This window comes from Ruegeria sp. P10 (assembly GCF_056534925.1).
The window spans coordinates 303716-320299 of record NZ_JBQERJ010000004.1 but is presented as its reverse complement, the minus strand read 5'-3'; the positions used below and the strand labels follow the sequence as shown (position 1 = coordinate 320299).

The window sequence follows — 16584 nt, the reverse complement described above, 5'->3', positions numbered from 1 at the left end:
ATGGATCAGTTTACCATCAACCTGCTGTTTGTTGGCGCGTCCTTTGCGCTATACATTGGCATCGCGATCTGGGCCCGGGCTGGGTCCACATCTGAATTCTACGCCGCTGGTCGCGGCATCCATCCGGTCACCAACGGCATGGCAACGGCGGCGGACTGGATGTCTGCGGCTTCGTTCATCTCGATGGCGGGTCTGATTGCCTTCACCGGCTACGACAACAGCTCGTTCCTGATGGGTTGGACTGGCGGCTATGTGCTGTTGGCACTGCTGCTTGCGCCTTACCTGCGCAAGTTTGGTAAATACACCGTGTCGGAATTCATCGGCGACCGCTTTTACAGCCAGACTGCGCGTATCGTTGCCGTGATCTGCCTGATCGTGGCCTCGGTGACCTACGTGATCGGTCAGATGACCGGCGTCGGCGTGGCCTTTGGCCGCTTCCTCGAAGTGTCCAACACCTCGGGCCTGTTGATCGGTGCAGCGGTTGTATTTGCCTATGCGGTGTTTGGTGGGATGAAAGGCGTGACCTATACTCAGGTCGCTCAGTACTGCGTGCTGATCACTGCCTACACCATCCCGGCTATTTTCATCTCGCTGCAGCTGACCGGCACGCCGGTTCCGGCGCTGGGTCTGTTTGGTGACACCGCCAGCGGTGAACCCCTGCTGACCAAGCTGGATGCCATCGTGACCGAGCTGGGCTTCAATGAATACACGGCCCACCACTCGAACACGCTGAACATGGTACTGTTCACCCTGTCGCTGATGATCGGTACTGCGGGTCTGCCGCACGTCATCATGCGCTTCTTCACCGTTCCCAAAGTGGCTGACGCACGTTGGTCGGCTGGCTGGGCGCTGGTCTTCATCGCTCTGCTGTATCTGACCGCGCCTGCGGTTGGTGCCATGGCGCGTCTGAACATCAGTGACATGATGTGGCCCAATGGCGGCATCGAAGGCGGTGCTGTGACTGTTGAACAAATCGACAATGACGCACGCTATGACTGGATGGCCACGTGGCAAAAAACCGGTCTGCTGGATTGGGAAGACAAAAACGGCGACGGCAAGATCCAGTACTACAACGACAAGAATGCCGACATGCAGGCACTTGCCGAAGAAAAAGGCTGGGTTGGAAACGAGCTGACCAAGTTCAACCGTGACATCCTGGTTCTGGCCAACCCCGAGATTGCCAACCTGCCGGGTTGGGTGATCGGTCTGGTCGCAGCCGGCGGTCTTGCGGCTGCTCTGTCCACCGCTGCGGGCCTGCTGCTTGCAATCTCGTCGGCTGTGTCCCACGACCTGATCAAGGGTGCCATCAACCCGCAAATCTCGGAAAAGGGCGAGCTTCTGTCAGCGCGTATCGCAATGGCCGTGGCGATTGTGGTTGCGACCTATCTAGGTCTGAACCCACCGGGCTTTGCGGCACAAACCGTGGCGCTTGCGTTCGGTCTGGCGGCAGCTTCGATCTTCCCGGCGCTGATGATGGGGATCTTCTCGACCCGCATCAACAACACCGGCGCGGTCGCAGGCATGCTGGCTGGTCTGGTCGTCACTCTGGTCTACATTTTCCTGCACAAGGGCTGGCTGTTCATTCCGGGCACCAACTCGTTCACTGATGCAGATCCGCTGCTGGGTCCGATCAAGTCGACCTCGTTCGGTGCGATCGGTGCCATGGTCAACTTTGCAACGGCCTACATCGTTGCTGGTATGACCAAGGAGACTCCGCAGGAGATCAAGGATCTGGTCGAAAGCGTACGCATTCCCCGTGGTGCGGGCGCAGCTCAGGATCACTGAGTATGATGCGGTTGTCGGCACTTGCCTTCGGCCGCGTCTTTCGATCCACTGTTCCCGCCCGGCACACCACCGGGCGGGATTTTTTCACCAGAATACCGGAGACATCAGATGCCCCTATCCCACGATGAAATTACCCGGTTTCTGAAATCCGTTCATCCTTATGACGCGCTGCCGTCGGACACCCTCGATCAGATCGTAAAGCAGATCGAGGTCTGGGAGGTTGAGGAAGACGCCTCGGTCTATGAGCTCGGCCATTCCCTGCCCGGGGTCTTTGTGATTTATGAAGGACAGGTTGAGATCACCGACGAGAACGGCGCAGTCGTTTCTCATCTGGGGTTGCGCAATTCCTTCGGTGAACGCGGCCTGTTGAAGGACGGCAAGGCTGCGACCAAGGCCCGCGCTCATACACCATCCGTCCTGATGGTTCTGCCTCCGGATTTGGTCCGGACTTTGATCGACAACCACGACGTCGTCGCCAAATTCTTCAATCGAACCCGCGGTAATCGCAGCGGCCCTCAAAGCCTTGCGACCAGTTCGATTGACGTTCTGATGGCGCGCGATCCCGCCACCTGCCCTGCGGACACGACAGTTCAGGAAGCGGCACGGATCATGCGTGACAAACACATCTCGTCGCTATGCGTGACAGATGGAGAGACGTTGCAGGGTATCGCCACCCTGCGGGACATTTCGGGCAAATTTGTTGCCGACGGGTTGCCCGTAACAACACGGATATCCGAAATCATGACTGCAAATCCCGTAACCCTCTCGCCCAGCGATATCGGCTCGGACGTTCTGCATATCATGATGGAGCGCGGCATTGGCCACATCCCGGTTTCCGAAGGCGGTCGTCTGGTCGGGATCGTGACGCAGACCGATCTGACCCACTATCAGGCCGTCAACTCGGCCGAGTTGGTTGGTCGGATCGCAAAGGCCGACAGCGCAGAAGAGATGGCGAGGGTGACGGCGGAAATTCCGCAGTTGCTGGTTCAGTTGGTTGCCGGCGGGAACCGGCACGAGATCGTCACGCGGCTGATCACCGATATTGCCGACACGGTTACCCGTCGCCTGCTGAAATTGGCCGAAACTGAACTGGGCCCGCCGCCTGTACCCTATTTGTGGCTGGCCTGCGGCTCACAGGGACGGCAAGAACAAACCGGCGTATCGGATCAGGACAATTGCCTGATGCTGGATGACAGCGTCACCGACGCCGATATGTCCTATTTCACCAAACTGGCCAAATTCGTCTCTGACGGGCTGGATGTCTGCGGGTACTTTTACTGCCCCGGCGACATGATGGCGACCAATCCGCGCTGGTGTCAGCCGGTTCGTGTCTGGCGCGACTATTTCAAGGGCTGGATTGCCAAGCCAAACCCCGAGGCGCAAATGCTGGCCTCGGTCATGTTCGACCTGCGCCCCATCGGCGGCGCATTTGAGTTGTTTGCCGACCTGCAAGCCCACACTCTGGCAGCGGCCAGGGCAAACTCGATCTTCGTCGCACACATGATTTCGAACTCGCTGAAGCATACGCCCCCACTGGGCCTGCTGCGCGGTTTCGCGACGATCCGCTCGGGTGAGCATCGCAATACGCTGGACCTGAAACACAACGGAGTTGTGCCCGTCGTCGATCTGGCGCGCATCTACGCGCTGCAAGGCGAGCTGACCGAGGCCAACACCCGCGCCCGCCTGAAAGCCGCCGAGGCCAGCGGCGTGCTCAGCCCTTCTGGTGCGCGTGACCTGCTGGACGCCTATGATCTGATCGCGGAAACCCGGCTCGAACATCAGGTTCGGCTGGTTAAGTCCGGAGCGATGCCCGACAACTATCTGCCACCGTCTGAATTGTCGGACTTTGAGCGAAGTCATCTGCGTGATGCTTTTGTGGTGGTAAAAACGATGCAATCGGCAGTTGGCCACGGCAAGGGAATGCTGGGCTGACATGCGACTGACCAACGGAGAGACCACATGTTTCTGGAACTGATCGGCACGGTTTTTGCGGGGATCGCATTTGCCGGAATCGTTCTTCTGCTGAACAAGCTGACCGGAGGGCGCCTGCCGAAATGGACAACGCCGGTTGCGGCCGGTCTTGGAATGATCGCGATGACCATCACCAGCGAATATTCCTGGTACGATCGCACGCGCGACCAACTGCCTGAAGAGATGACCATCGTGCAAGAGGTCGAAAGCCGCGCGTTTTATCGCCCCTGGACCTACGCGGTGCCGTTCGTTGACCGGTTTGCCGCAATCGACACCGTATCGGTGCGCACAAACGAAAACGTTCCGGAACAACGGCTTGTCGATCTTTACTTCTTCGGCCGCTGGGCTCCGGTTTCGAAACTGCCGGTGGCCGTGAATTGTGCAGAAGGCCGCCGCGCCAACCTGGCGGATGGTGCCGAATTTGCCGAGGACGGGCGTCTGGTGAACGCTGACTGGATTGCAGCCGGAACCAATGACCCCGTCATCGCAGCCACTTGCGGGGTTTGATCATGCTGACCGGATTGAGTTTGAGGCTCAGGATTTTTCTGTTTTTCTGCCTCCTCGCCCTGGGCGGGGTTGCCATCAGCGCCACCGCTCTCTGGATCACCTATTCCCGTGCGGGAAACCCCGGTCTGCTGAATGATTTCGTCTTCGCCGAAATCCTGATCGGATTTGGATTTCTGGCACTGGTCGCGGGTGTTTGGCTGCTGTTCGACGACAACGTCGCCAAACCGATCGAACGGCTTTCCGCCCAGTTGCGTGCCCGTGCACATGCCGGTGTAAGCACCGACCTGGACATGCAGGCCGCGCGGTATCTGGGCGATCTTGCCCCGGCTGCGGCGGGATTGGCGGAACAACTGGCCTCGAACGCCATGCGCACAGCCGAGGCCGTGGCCGCCGAAACCGCGCATCTGGCCGCAGAAAAACAGCGCCTGACCGCGCTGCTGACGGAAATTCCGGTGGCCATGCTGCTGGCCAGTCCGAAACATCAGATCGTTCTGTACGACGGGCAGGCCGCCGAGGTTCTTGCCCAGATCGCGCATCCTCGTCTGAACGCATCTCTTTTCGAATACCTTGAAGCCACCGGCCTGACAGACGCATATGCCAAGATGTGCAAAACCGGAAAGGACGTCTATTGCACCCTGTCCAGCGTGGACGGGCGGCAGACATATTCCGCCCGGATGAAACCCTTGGGCGATGCACCCGGATATATGCTTGTCTTCGAAGACAGCGCGACACATATGTCGCCGGACGATGCCCGCCCGCTGGTCTATGATTTCGAACTTCTCAATAAACCGGGGGATGATGCGTTCGAGAACCGCCCCCTGACGGATCTGTGTTTCGTGGTTTTCGACACGGAAACAACCGGTTTGCTGCCTCACAAGGATGAGATCGTACAGATCGGCGCAGTGCGCGTTCTGAATGGTAAAATCGTTCAGGGTGAGCATCTGGACATGCTGGTTGATCCCGGCATTCCGATTCCCCCGGCCTCGACCAAAGTACACAAGATCAGCGATCGTATGGTTAAGGGGGCGCCTGATATCGCCGAAGCCGGACGCGTATTCCATCAGTTTTCGCGCGACGCCGTGATCGTGGCGCATAATGCCCCGTTCGACATGGCGTTTCTGCGCCGCCATGCCAAACGGATGGGTGTCGAGTGGGATCATCCGATACTCGACACGGTCTTGCTGTCTGCGGTGCTGTTCGGGGCAAGCGACACGCACACACTGGACGCCTTGTGTGAACGGTTGGAAATCACGATCCCCGAAGCGTTGCGCCATACCGCACTTGGCGATGCGATTGCCACGGCCGAGGCATTGATCAAGGTGCTGCCGATCCTGCAAGCACGCGGCCTGACGACTTTTGGCGAGGTGATTATGGAAACCCGCAAACACGGTCGTTTGCTAGAAGATCTGAACTGACGGTATAAGAAGATCTGAACTGACGGTATAAATTGCACCCGGCAGTCAGCTTTTCATGGACAATCCGGGCCACGCATGGCACCTGATGCGCGGCCAAGGATTAAGCGCGCAATGACCGAAAAGACCTTTAGACCGACCCCGGATCAAAGCCCCGCCTTTCGGGAAGCGCTGGGATGCTTTGGCACCGGTGTCACGGTGATTACCGCGCAATCCGACAATGGCCCGCGCGCCATTACGGTGAATTCATTTGCCTCAGTCTCATTGGACCCGCCACTGGTCCTGTGGTGTCTGGCCAAGGAATCTTTCCGATTCGATACGTTCAGTACCTGTGATCTCTATTCGATCCACGTCATGGCACAGGATCAGCAGGATCAGGCGTTGCGGTTTGCACGCGATGGGGCGGATTTCTCACATGCAGACTGGACCGCGGATGAGGCCGGGCGCCCACATCTGGCCCAGTGTCTGGCCCGGTTCGATTGCCGCCTTCATGCCCGTCATGACGCCGGGGATCATCTGATCATCGTGGGTCAGGTAGATCAGGTCATGTATCGCACCGGCAAAGGGCTGATCTTCAAACGCGGGCAGTTCGGCGGGTTTGTCGACCTGATCTAATCGTCCAGCGACCCGTGAACCGCCAACGCCTCCAACTCCGCGTCCTGCGGAGTGATCACGCGAAAGGCTTCGTGCACGCCTGTCTCTGTCAATTCCCTTGCGACGGTCAACAGCGTGTTGGCCGGATGGTCTTCACACAACTCTGACATGTGGTCGATTTCAGCTTGCGCAACGCCCAATGCGGCCTCGACCGAGGGTGCGCCATAGAACTGCACAAAATGTTCGGCCAGATTACGCGTAATCTGATCTTTCTCTGCGGCTTCGATCTGCGTCACGGCGACAAAAGTCACCCGGCCAAAGGTTTCCAACCCCAGCCAGCCATTCGCAAATGCCTGTCGTGCCTTGCCTTCAAGATCGCCCTGCCCCCAGTTGGAAAACTCAAACCCACCCGAAACGCACCACTCTCCGGTGCGCGCCGGCGAATGAAACACGTTCATGTCGCTTTCGTCGAAATGGATCGCTCGGGCCAGTTTCATTCTCGGTTCTCCAACATGTCAGTCAGGGGGCGCAGATGTGTATCGACCCCATCGCGGATCAGCATCGCGAAACGTTCATCCGTTCCAAGGAATACGCCACCAGCGATCAGCGGTTCGCCCACGCCGCGCAGCAGGCCCATCCATTCGGCGTGCAAGGACGCGTTGCCATCCTCTTGCCAACGGTTGAGCCAGGTCAACATGTGTCGTGACCAGCTTTCCACCAGCTGCGTTGCAGAAACCTCGGCACAGCCTTCATCGTACAGCGCTGTGATATCAGGGGTTTCACCCGGCGCATCACTTGTTTGCAACAGCGCCAGCTCCCAACCGACGACCAGCCAGTCCGGCTCTTCCTCGGGCATTGATGTTGACGCAGCCGCGCGGAACCGGCCGCACCGCGCCCCGTTCACGCAAATCAGACCATCCCAACCCAGATGCACCGCAACCTCTGGCGGGGCCAAAGCGCCCAGCGCGTTCTGGAATCCCACAGCACAAAGCGGCAGCATCGCCACCGCATCTTGCAACAGTACCTCGGGGGCAAAAACAATTGCCACGCGCAGAAAATCCGCCTGAATATTGTAGACAACTGTACCCGCATCACAGCCCAGCGCAGCCATGGCCTGCGCGCGCTCGAACGGGTCTTCGCCGCCCTGAACCGGGTGGCCCGTCAGCAAGGGTGGGAAAACCGGCTGGCTCATGCGTTGCCTTTGGCGATCATGTCGCGGGCGATCTTGCGGAATGCCTCGGCCTGCGGGCTGTCGGGTTTGCTGACCACGATGGGCGCGCCTCCGTCAGCGGCGACACGGATGTCCAGATGCAAGGGGATTTCACCCAACAATGGCACGCCCAGCGCCTCTGCCTCGGACTTGACACCACCATGACCGAAAACATGTTCTTCGTGCCCACAGTTCGAACAGATATGCGTGGACATGTTTTCGATCATCCCGACAATGGGTGTCTTGAGCTGGTTGAACATGTCGATCCCCTTGCGGGCATCAATCAGGGCCACGTCCTGCGGCGTTGAAACGACAATGGCACCATCCACCTGGAACTTCTGGCTCAGCGTCAGTTGCACGTCACCGGTGCCGGGCGGCAGATCGACGATCAGAACATCCAGCGCGCCCCATTGCACCTGGCTCATCATCTGTTGCAGCGCACCCATCAGCATCGGCCCGCGCCAGACAACCGCCTGACCTTCGTTGGTCATCAAACCCATCGACATCATGGTGACGCCGTGGTTGCGCAGCGGCAGGATTGTCTTACCGTCAGGGCTGGCCGGACGGCCCGAGACACCCAACATCCGGGGTTGCGACGGCCCGTAAACATCCGCGTCCAGCAGACCTACACGCCGGCCTTCCGCAGCCAATGCGCAGGCAAGGTTGGCCGAAACGGTGGATTTGCCAACCCCACCCTTGCCGGAGGCAACGGCGATGATCCGATCCACACCCGGCACTGCCTGCGGCCCGGTTTGCGATGGCTTGGGTTTCGGTTTCAGATCCGGCGGTGCCTTGTCGGAATGCGCGGTCATCAAGGCCGAAACATTTGCCACGCCTTCCACCATCTGAGCGGCCTTTTCAGCCGTGGCGCGGACGGGTTCCATCTTTTCCGCATATTTCGGGTCGACCTCAAGCACGAAGCGTACCGTGTCGCCTTCCACGTTCAAGGCGCGCACGATGCCTGCGCTTACGATGTCCTGCCCGGATACCGGGTCGGTGATCTTTTTCAGGTTCGCCAGAACCGCGTCACGAACACTCATGCTTGTTCCCCTTGATCCGCCCTGCTGACAGGGGCGTGCGTATCGACTCGCCGCTCATTGCACGTGTCTCCGTCTTTGTCTGTACATTTGACGCATCCCGCCCCGCGAAGTTACGTTGAGCCATGCGCTTTGTCCTCTTGTGCCTGAGCCTGACGCTCTCTGCCACCCCCTCTTGGTCACAAGAGGCGATTGGCCTTGCGGCCCCGGCAGAGGTTAAAGACTCTGGCCTGTTGCAACATATCCTTCCTCGCTTCTCTCTCAAGACCGGGATCCGTGTTATTGCAGACGACGCCGGGGTCATGGCGCTGGAAACCGCGCCGCCCGGTGATCCGGTCTTTGCCCGCGACGGTGTGATCTATCACCTGCGTATCGAAGACAGTGACCGCCAGGCCCGTTTTCTTGAATGGCTGAAGTCGGATATCGGCAAGCGCACGGTGGAAAGCTTTGCCCCGGCAGACGGAGGGCCCTACTCTGCCAATTTTGATATTGTCGAGGTTGAGTCCGGTGACATCGTCGAGGGCGACACCCAACTTGGCGAAGAACTTTCGATGACTCATTGCGGGCGCTGTCATGTCATCGGGCCAAGGAACCGCATGAATGGCCTGGGGTCGACGCCCTCTTTCGCCGTTCTGCGCGCAATGCCCGACTGGTCGCAGCGATTCGAAGCGTTTTTCGCCCTGAACCCCCACCCCGCATTCACACAGATCGACGGTTTGACACCGCCTTTCGATCCCGAACGCCCATCTCCTATTCACCCGGTTGAGATGACATTGGACGATCTTGACGCGATCCTGGCGTTCGTATCGCGCATCGACGCTGCGGATCTGGGTGCACCCTTGAAACTTCAGTGATCCTTTCTGTCTGAATAGTAATCCTCGGTCGTGACGACCCGGGGCTTGGGTTTTGATTGGAAAGGATTGTCTTGCTGTTGGAACTGCACGTTCACCCGGCAATTGTCACACATCTGGATCATCCGCGCCTGATCCGAAGTCGCGAACATCGGATGTGTGCCCGACAGCTTCTCCATGATCCGCTCAACCGTGGATTTCACGCCGAACAATGCCCCGCATTCCACGCAGGCAAAAGGTTCTTCCTCGTTCAGAACCTGCTGTGACAGGGCCGCATCGCTGAGATCAAGTTGTGGAACAAGCGTGATCGCATCCTCGGGGCATATGGTCTTGCACATCCCGCATTGCAGACAGGCATCTTGCTGGAAGTTCAATTGCGGCTTGTCCGGATTGTCGATCAACGCACCGGATGGGCACAGCGACACACAGCTGAGACACAGGGTGCAGCTGTCGGTATTCACTGCAACCGCCCCGTAAGGCGCATTTTCGGGCAGCGGCAAAGGCGATTCAGCCTGCGGGTTCAGCGCCTGTGCTGCCAGCCGTGCGATTTGCCGGCGATTGCCCATAGGCAAGACCGGATCGGACAAAGGCCGGGGCACCGCTTGCCCGTACAGCAGATCGGACATCGCATCGGGGTCCGCTTCGTCAATCAGGCCTATACACTCGGGGCCTGCAATGGCATGTGCCAATTCAAGCTCGCGGTTCAGCGCCTCGCGTTCAGTCGTCGGCGCCAACAGCACGTCCACCCGAGCGAACCCATGCGCCAGAGCATCCAGCATCTCGGCATGGCCAAAGCCAGATATCACGTTCAATTCCAATGGGATCACGTCCGAAGGTAATCCACGCCCGAAACGCGCCGCCAACCGGATCATTTCGGCCCCGTGGGCGTCATGTACAAGCAGCCGAGGCGCGGTGCCGCCGGCCCGTCGATAGGTACGGGCCAGAATATGCATCCGCGACAGCAGCGCCGAAACAGGCGGGTCTTCATAGGTTATGGCCGTTGAAGGGCACAGCGCGGCGCAAGCACCACAGCCTGCACATACCATCGGGTCAATCGCCACATGCTCGCCCGCCGGGGAAATTGCACCGGTTGGGCAGATATCCAGACAGTTGGTACAGCCCACCTGCTCGGCCCGGGAATGGGCACAGAGGGTTTCTTCCACGCGCACATAAAGTGGCTTTTCGAATGTCCCCACCAATTGCGCGGCTTCAAAAGCCAGGCGTTCAACGGAAACCGCATCCCTGGGATCAGCCCGCAGATAGCCTTCACGCTTGGCCGGGGCCTGAACAAAGGGCGTTTCTCCTGCCAGATCGATGACAATGTCACACGATGAAAGCGCACCGTCCTTTGGATCGGTCCAAGCAAACGCGCCGCGCCCACCGGGCACGACCTGCTGAAGCGCGTCCAGACGCAACGAAAACCCACCAAGCGCACCGGAAACCGATCGAAGCTGCCCCCGTACCACGTCATAGGCGCGCGAGAGGGGCTCTGACAAATCGGTCGTCATGACGGTCACTGCCAACGAATCCGCCAAACGCTCTGCCAGATCAAAGGCCACCGCACCGGGCCCGATGATGAAACAGGTGCCTTCACTGAAGACATCCACGCTGGGTGTGACCGGTTGCGCCAGAACGGCCTCGGCCGCCAATGCCGCCATCTTGGGGGTCGCATCCGCACCTTGGTCAGACCACCCGGCCCGATCGCGCAGATCGACAAATCCGGGCACGTCGATATTCAGGTCTTCGGCCAGTGACCTGAAAACGTCATCCTCTTGCGCACAAGCGATGACGGTATCACCTTCTTTCATCAAGGCAGCGGCGGACTGCAACTCATCTGTACAAAGCGCGGTATGCAACCTGGAACAGGCAACGCCGCAGGCGCTTTCGATCTTGTCCGGATCGATTGCCTGTGTTCCGGCGCAATCACATAGCAGTAGTTTCGTGGCCATATCCTCTCCTCGGGCAACCGCCCCGGTTCCATGCACACTAGGCTGTACCCCTGGGAAAGCAACTTCAACCCCTTGCCGCGTTTCCTGCACAGGGTTGAATTTCGGCAATAAATGCCACGAAACACAAGCATTCACAGGACCTGCTCACGCAGTTGCTACCCTGGACTACGACCAAAGTCGTAGAGCTTAGGCTTGGCACACAGCTAGTTTGTGTACCATAGTGGACTTGGAAAGGCAGGGGAGAGCCTTTCGGGGAGGAGCCAGTGGCCAAGGCCGCAAGCCAGACTGAAATGCCGGTTGGCGTCATCGTGCGCAAGACACCCGGGGTCACACGGTGGGCCCGGTGGAACTGGAGCGCTGTGGCCCTTTTACCCGGCGCAGGGCCGGCCGACTGGCAGGAACTGCGCCGCGAAGGCGATGCGGTCGAGTATCACGCGGCCACCCTGCCCCTGACGCTCTGGGCAGATGAAACCGAAGCCTACATGGTCAATTTGTCGGATGGGCAGCCTTCGCTGTACCTTGTGCTGCGGGACGAACTGAAAGGCGAAACTCCCCTGAATGCAGTTCTGATCACCGCCTCTCCGTTCGAGGGGCAGGATTACGCGGATACCGGTGAAGAAATTGTCGAGAAGATCGCGATGACCGAAGGGCTGATTGCCTGGGTTCGCGATTTTACCCTGAAACATCATCAGCACGAAGTTTTCGTCAAGCGCCGCCGCGACAAGAAGCGGACAGATCTGGTTGAAGACGGCAAGGGTGATGCTCGTATCCGGCAGACGTCGGACGTGTACCGCGCCCCGAGAAAGGCGCTGCAATGAACCGGCCCGATGATTTCTGGTCTCGCCGAAAGGCCGCCGTTCAGGCCGAAGCCAAGGCAGAGGCACTGGCCCTTGAAGAACAGGTGATCGCAGAACGGCAAGCGGAGCTGGAAGAAAAGGATGACGCCGAGATCCTCGCCGAGTTCAACCTTCCTGACCCAGAGACCCTGCAACCCGGCGACGATGTTTCGGGCTTCATGGCCAAGGCCGTGCCTGATCGCCTGCGTCGTCGTGCTTTGCGTCGGCTGTGGCGGCTGAACCCGGTTCTGGCCAATGTCGACGGGCTGGTTGATTACGGCGAGGACTACACCGATGCGGCCTGCGTGATCGAAAACATGCAAACCGCCTATCAGGTTGGAAAAGGTATGCTGGCACATATCGAAGCACTGGCGATCGACGCGGAAGAGGCCAAAGACGATGCTGCTGAAAGCGAAGCCGATGCGCGCGCTGAACCCGAGGCTGTGCCGGTCGAACCCGATCCCCGGCCCGAACCGGTTTCCGTCGCCCGCGCGGACGAGCCGGAAGAAATCGACCTTCCCCCGGCGCCACGTCGAATGACATTTGAATTTGAAGGATGAACGAATGACCGCAAGTGACGCGCACACTCTGGACGTTTCAGCCGAGGATCGCCTGCGCGCGGATTTCTACAACTTTCTGGGCTTGCTGCTGGCCGGTCCACCCGACCAGATGCTGCTGGATCAAATGGCGGGCCTCAGCGGTGATGACACTGATCTTGGTCAGGCCATCCAAGCCATGGCGCGGGTTGCAAAGGTCACCAAGCCCGCCGCCGCTGAACGGGAATTCAATGCATTGTTCATCGGTTTGGGTCGGGGCGAATTGCTGCCCTATGCCAGCTTCTACCTCACGGGTTTTCTGAACGAGAAACCCCTTGCGCAGCTCCGCAATGACATGGCCGTGCGTGGGATCACACGCGCCCAGAACGTGTTTGAGCCCGAGGACAACATCGCCTCATTGATGGAGATGATGGCAGGCATGATCGTTGGGCGTTTTGGCAGCCCGGCATCGCTTGAAGACCAGAAAGCGTTCTGGAGAAAACATATCGGCCCATGGGCCGCACATTTCTATTCGGATTTGGAAGCTGCTGAAAACTCGGTTCTCTATGCATCCGTCGGCACCGCCGGTCGGGTATTCATGGAGATCGAGCGCGAAGCGTTCCGGATGACAGCGGGGTAGCCCGCAAATCGCCGGTGCCCCGTGGGCACCAAACCGCAATTGGGACAGGAGGAGCCCATGAGCAAGACCAAGGAAGAAGGCGCCACACGCCGCGACTTCCTCAAACTGGCCGGAACCGCAGCACCTGCTGCCGTTGCCGCCGCCAGCCTGACCGGAAAAGCCGAAGCGGCCGAAACGCCGACAGACGACACCCGCATCCAGGATACCGCGCATACACGCGCCTACATCGAAAGCACCCGGTTCTAGGATCGGACGTTTTCACACCCGACTGACGGTTGCGATTGGCCCCGACGTCGGCTTCAGCAGTACCAAGCCAGCCGTGGCATACACGGCGCGCAAGGGAGGAAACAAATGCTTAGGAAAAAGACCAACGGGGTTGCGAGACGCCCCCAGCGGACAAGTATCCTGTCCCAAATCGGCGAGAATACCGTCGATCGCCGCGCATTCCTGCGTGGCTCGGGCCTGACGATCGGCGGCCTTGCCGCGATCAGCGCCACGGGTGGAACCGTGACGCCTGCCAACGCCCAGACCGCAGCCAACACGGCAGTCGAGAACATCAAATCCGTCTGCACGCATTGTTCGGTCGGTTGCACCGTGGTTGCCGAAGTTCAGAACGGCGTCTGGATCGGGCAGGAACCCGGCTGGGACAGCCCGTTCAACCTGGGCGCTCATTGCGCCAAAGGGGCCTCGGTTCGAGAGCACGCCCATGGCGAGCGCCGCCTGAAATATCCGATGAAAAAGGAGGGCGGAGAGTGGAAGCGCATCAGCTGGGAAGAGGCGATCAACGAGATCGGTGACGGCATGATGAGCATCCGCGAAGAAAGCGGGCCTGACAGCGTCTACTGGCTGGGTTCCGCCAAGCACAACAACGAACAGGCTTATCTGTTCCGCAAGTTCGCCGCCTACTGGGGCACGAACAACGTGGACCATCAGGCCCGGATCTGCCACTCGACCACTGTTGCGGGCGTTGCGAATACATGGGGCTACGGCGCCATGACCAACAGCTACAACGACATGCACAACAGCAAGGCGATCTTCATCATCGGCGGCAACCCTGCCGAGGCGCATCCCGTCTCGCTGCTGCATATTCTGCGCGCAAAAGAGCAGAACAACGCCCCGCTGATCGTCTGCGACCCGCGCTTTACGCGCACTGCGGCGCACGCGGATGAATATGTCCGTTTCCGCCCCGGCACGGACGTTGCGCTGATCTGGGGTATCCTCTGGCACATCTTCGACAACGGTTGGGAAGACAAAGAGTTCATCCGCACCCGTGTCTGGGGCATGGATCAGATCCGCGAAGAAGTTGCCAAGTGGAACCCGGATGAGGTGGAACGTGTCACCGGCACTCCGGGGTCGCAGTTGAAGCGGGTTGCCCGCACGATGGCCAACAACCGTCCCGGAACGGTTGTCTGGTGCATGGGCGGAACGCAGCACACCAACGGCAACAACAACACCCGCGCGTATTGCGTACTTCAGCTTGCACTGGGCAACATGGGCACCTCGGGTGGTGGCACCAACATCTTCCGCGGTCATGACAACGTTCAGGGCGCAACGGACCTTGGTGTTCTTTCCCATACCCTGCCCGGCTATTATGGCCTGTCCGCAGGCGCATGGGGTCACTGGGCCCGTGTCTGGGGCGAAGAACCTGAATGGCTGGCCGGTCAGTTCGCCACGATCAAGGACAAGGACGGCAAGGACAAACCGCTGCAGAACGAGCGCGGCATTCCCGTTTCCCGCTGGATTGACGGTGTTCTGGAAGACCCGGCCAACATGGATCAGGACAACAATGTCCGCGCCATGGTTCTGTGGGGCCACGCGCCCAACTCGCAGACCCGGATGACGGAAATGAAGACGGCGATGGAAAAGCTGGACATGCTGGTCGTTATCGACCCGTATCCCACCGTTTCCGCCGTTTTGCATGACCGGACCGATGGCGTTTACCTGTTGCCGGCCTGTACGCAGTTCGAAACCCGTGGCTCGGTCACGGCTTCGAACCGGTCGTTGCAGTGGCGCGACAAGGTGGTCGATCCGTTATTCGAAAGTCTGCCGGACGAGGTCATCATGGCCAAGTTCGCCAACAAGTTCGGCTGGGCGGATCGGTTCTTCCGCAATATCGAGATGGAAGACCCCGAAACCCCGAATGTTGAAAGCATCACGCGTGAGTTCAACTCGGGCCTCTGGACCATCGGCTATACCGGTCAGTCGCCGGAACGTCTGAAAAGCCATATGGCCAACCAGCACACGTTCGACAGAACCACGCTGCAAGCCATTGGTGGACCAAACGACGGCGAATATTACGGTCTACCGTGGCCCTGCTGGGGCACACCGGAAATGGGCCATACGGGGACACCAAACCTCTATGACATGTCCAAACCGGTGGCCGAAGGCGGCCTGACCTTCCGCGCCCGTTTTGGCGTGGAACGCGACGGCGACAACCTGCTGGCCGAAGGGGTCTATAGCGTTGGGTCGGAAATTCAGGATGGCTATCCAGAGTTTACGATGCAGATGCTGATGGATCTTGGCTGGGACGGTGATCTGACGGCCGAGGAACGCGCGGCCATCGACGCCGTGGCCGGACCAAAGACCAACTGGAAAACCGACCTGTCCGGCGGCATCCAGCGGGTCGCGATTGCACATGGCTGTGCGCCCTTCGGGAACGCCAAGGCCCGCGCGGTTGTCTGGACCTTCCCGGATCCGATCCCGCTGCATCGCGAGCCGCTCTACACGCCGCGGCGCGATCTGGTGGCCGACTATCCCACCTATGAGGACCGGCATGCCTATCGCCTTCCGACCTTGTACGCCTCGATCCAGAAGAACGACTTTTCAAAGGATTACCCGATAATCCTAACGTCTGGTCGTCTGGTCGAATATGAAGGCGGCGGTGATGAGACACGGTCCAATCCGTGGTTGGCTGAGCTTCAGCAGGACATGTTCGTCGAGATCAATCCGCGCGATGCCAACAACCTTGGCATTCGGGACGGATCACAGGTCTGGGTCGAAGGCCCCGAGGGCGGCAAGGTCAAGGTGATGGCGATGCTGACCAACAGGGTCGGTGCCGGCGTGGCCTTCATGCCGTTCCACTTCGGCGGCCATTTCCAGGGCGAGGACCTCAGGGAGAAATACCCCAAAGGTGCAGACCCCTATGTGCTGGGTGAAAGTACCAACACCGCCCAGACCTATGGCTATGATTCAGTGACCCAGATGCAGGAGACCAAGGCGACTCTCTGCAAGATCTGGGCAGCGTAAGGAGGACGAT

15 protein-coding genes are annotated in these 16584 nt (G+C 59.5%); 11 read left to right on the top strand and 4 right to left on the bottom strand.

Annotated features, from left to right (window positions below):
* From ACR0FB_RS09465 to ACR0FB_RS09445, 5 genes are all read left to right on the top strand, one after another.
* A complete protein-coding gene (locus tag ACR0FB_RS09465) occupies window positions 1-1785 on the top strand; it encodes a sodium:solute symporter family protein (RefSeq protein WP_171633032.1) in 1785 nt (594 codons plus the stop codon).
* Between the two features lie 108 nt (window positions 1786-1893).
* Complete coding sequence (locus ACR0FB_RS09460) at window positions 1894-3717, top strand: DUF294 nucleotidyltransferase-like domain-containing protein (protein ID WP_480619189.1); 1824 nt, start codon at window positions 1894-1896, stop codon at window positions 3715-3717.
* A gap of 27 nt (window positions 3718-3744) precedes the next feature.
* Window positions 3745-4263 carry a hypothetical protein gene (locus ACR0FB_RS09455; protein ID WP_171633037.1) on the top strand — a complete coding sequence of 173 codons (519 nt, stop codon included), beginning with the start codon at window positions 3745-3747 and terminating at the stop codon, window positions 4261-4263.
* Between the two features lie 2 nt (window positions 4264-4265).
* Window positions 4266-5678 (top strand): 3'-5' exonuclease, encoded by a 1413-nt coding sequence (locus ACR0FB_RS09450; RefSeq protein ID WP_480619187.1) that lies wholly within the window; start codon window positions 4266-4268, stop codon window positions 5676-5678.
* A gap of 111 nt (window positions 5679-5789) precedes the next feature.
* Window positions 5790-6290 (top strand): flavin reductase family protein, encoded by a 501-nt coding sequence (locus ACR0FB_RS09445; RefSeq protein ID WP_209833347.1) that lies wholly within the window; start codon window positions 5790-5792, stop codon window positions 6288-6290.
* Here ACR0FB_RS09445 and ACR0FB_RS09440 read toward each other — a convergent pair.
* From ACR0FB_RS09440 to ACR0FB_RS09430, 3 genes are read right to left on the bottom strand one after another with little or no spacing between them, the layout of a single operon-like run.
* Complete coding sequence (locus ACR0FB_RS09440; RefSeq protein ID WP_171633041.1) at window positions 6287-6766, bottom strand: DUF6505 family protein; 480 nt, start codon at window positions 6764-6766, stop codon at window positions 6287-6289. The genes ACR0FB_RS09445 and ACR0FB_RS09440 overlap by 4 nt on opposite strands.
* The gene (locus ACR0FB_RS09435; protein ID WP_480619185.1) at window positions 6763-7461 is read right to left on the bottom strand and encodes a biotin/lipoate--protein ligase family protein; all 699 of its coding nucleotides are present in this window, start codon (window positions 7459-7461) and stop codon (window positions 6763-6765) included. Before ACR0FB_RS09435 ends, ACR0FB_RS09440 begins: the two co-directional genes overlap by 4 nt.
* Window positions 7458-8519 carry an Mrp/NBP35 family ATP-binding protein gene (locus ACR0FB_RS09430; protein ID WP_152457717.1) on the bottom strand — a complete coding sequence of 354 codons (1062 nt, stop codon included), beginning with the start codon at window positions 8517-8519 and terminating at the stop codon, window positions 7458-7460. Before ACR0FB_RS09430 ends, ACR0FB_RS09435 begins: the two co-directional genes overlap by 4 nt.
* Window positions 8520-8641: 122 nt before the next feature.
* On the opposite strand from ACR0FB_RS09430, the gene ACR0FB_RS09425 reads away from it, so the two are divergent.
* Window positions 8642-9370: a hypothetical protein gene (locus ACR0FB_RS09425; RefSeq protein WP_171633047.1), complete on the top strand. Its 729-nt coding sequence runs from the start codon at window positions 8642-8644 to the stop codon at window positions 9368-9370.
* Here the strand turns inward: ACR0FB_RS09425 and ACR0FB_RS09420 are convergent.
* Entirely contained in the window at window positions 9364-11316 is a 1953-nt protein-coding gene (locus tag ACR0FB_RS09420; protein ID WP_480619183.1) for a 4Fe-4S binding protein, read from the bottom strand. The two genes, ACR0FB_RS09425 and ACR0FB_RS09420, sit on opposite strands and share 7 nt — an antisense overlap.
* Before the next feature lie 263 nt (window positions 11317-11579).
* Here ACR0FB_RS09420 and ACR0FB_RS09415 point away from each other — a divergent pair, with 263 nt between their 5' ends.
* The 5 genes from ACR0FB_RS09415 to ACR0FB_RS09395 all read left to right on the top strand — a co-directional run bounded on the left by ACR0FB_RS09415 (window position 11580) and on the right by ACR0FB_RS09395 (window position 16574).
* Window positions 11580-12134: a DUF3305 domain-containing protein gene (locus tag ACR0FB_RS09415; protein ID WP_480619181.1), complete on the top strand. Its 555-nt coding sequence runs from the start codon at window positions 11580-11582 to the stop codon at window positions 12132-12134.
* Entirely contained in the window at window positions 12131-12712 is a 582-nt protein-coding gene (locus ACR0FB_RS09410) for a DUF3306 domain-containing protein (protein WP_480619179.1), read from the top strand. Before ACR0FB_RS09415 ends, ACR0FB_RS09410 begins: the two co-directional genes overlap by 4 nt.
* A gap of 4 nt (window positions 12713-12716) precedes the next feature.
* The gene (locus tag ACR0FB_RS09405) at window positions 12717-13328 is read left to right on the top strand and encodes a TorD/DmsD family molecular chaperone (protein ID WP_480619177.1); all 612 of its coding nucleotides are present in this window, start codon (window positions 12717-12719) and stop codon (window positions 13326-13328) included.
* 57 nt (window positions 13329-13385) lie between these two features.
* Window positions 13386-13574, top strand: coding sequence for a ubiquinol-cytochrome c reductase iron-sulfur subunit N-terminal domain-containing protein (locus ACR0FB_RS09400; RefSeq protein ID WP_171633057.1), 189 nt, complete (start codon window positions 13386-13388; stop codon window positions 13572-13574).
* 105 nt (window positions 13575-13679) lie between these two features.
* A complete protein-coding gene (locus tag ACR0FB_RS09395) occupies window positions 13680-16574 on the top strand; it encodes a formate dehydrogenase subunit alpha (RefSeq protein WP_171633060.1) in 2895 nt (964 codons plus the stop codon).
* Window positions 16575-16584: the final 10 nt, after the last annotated feature.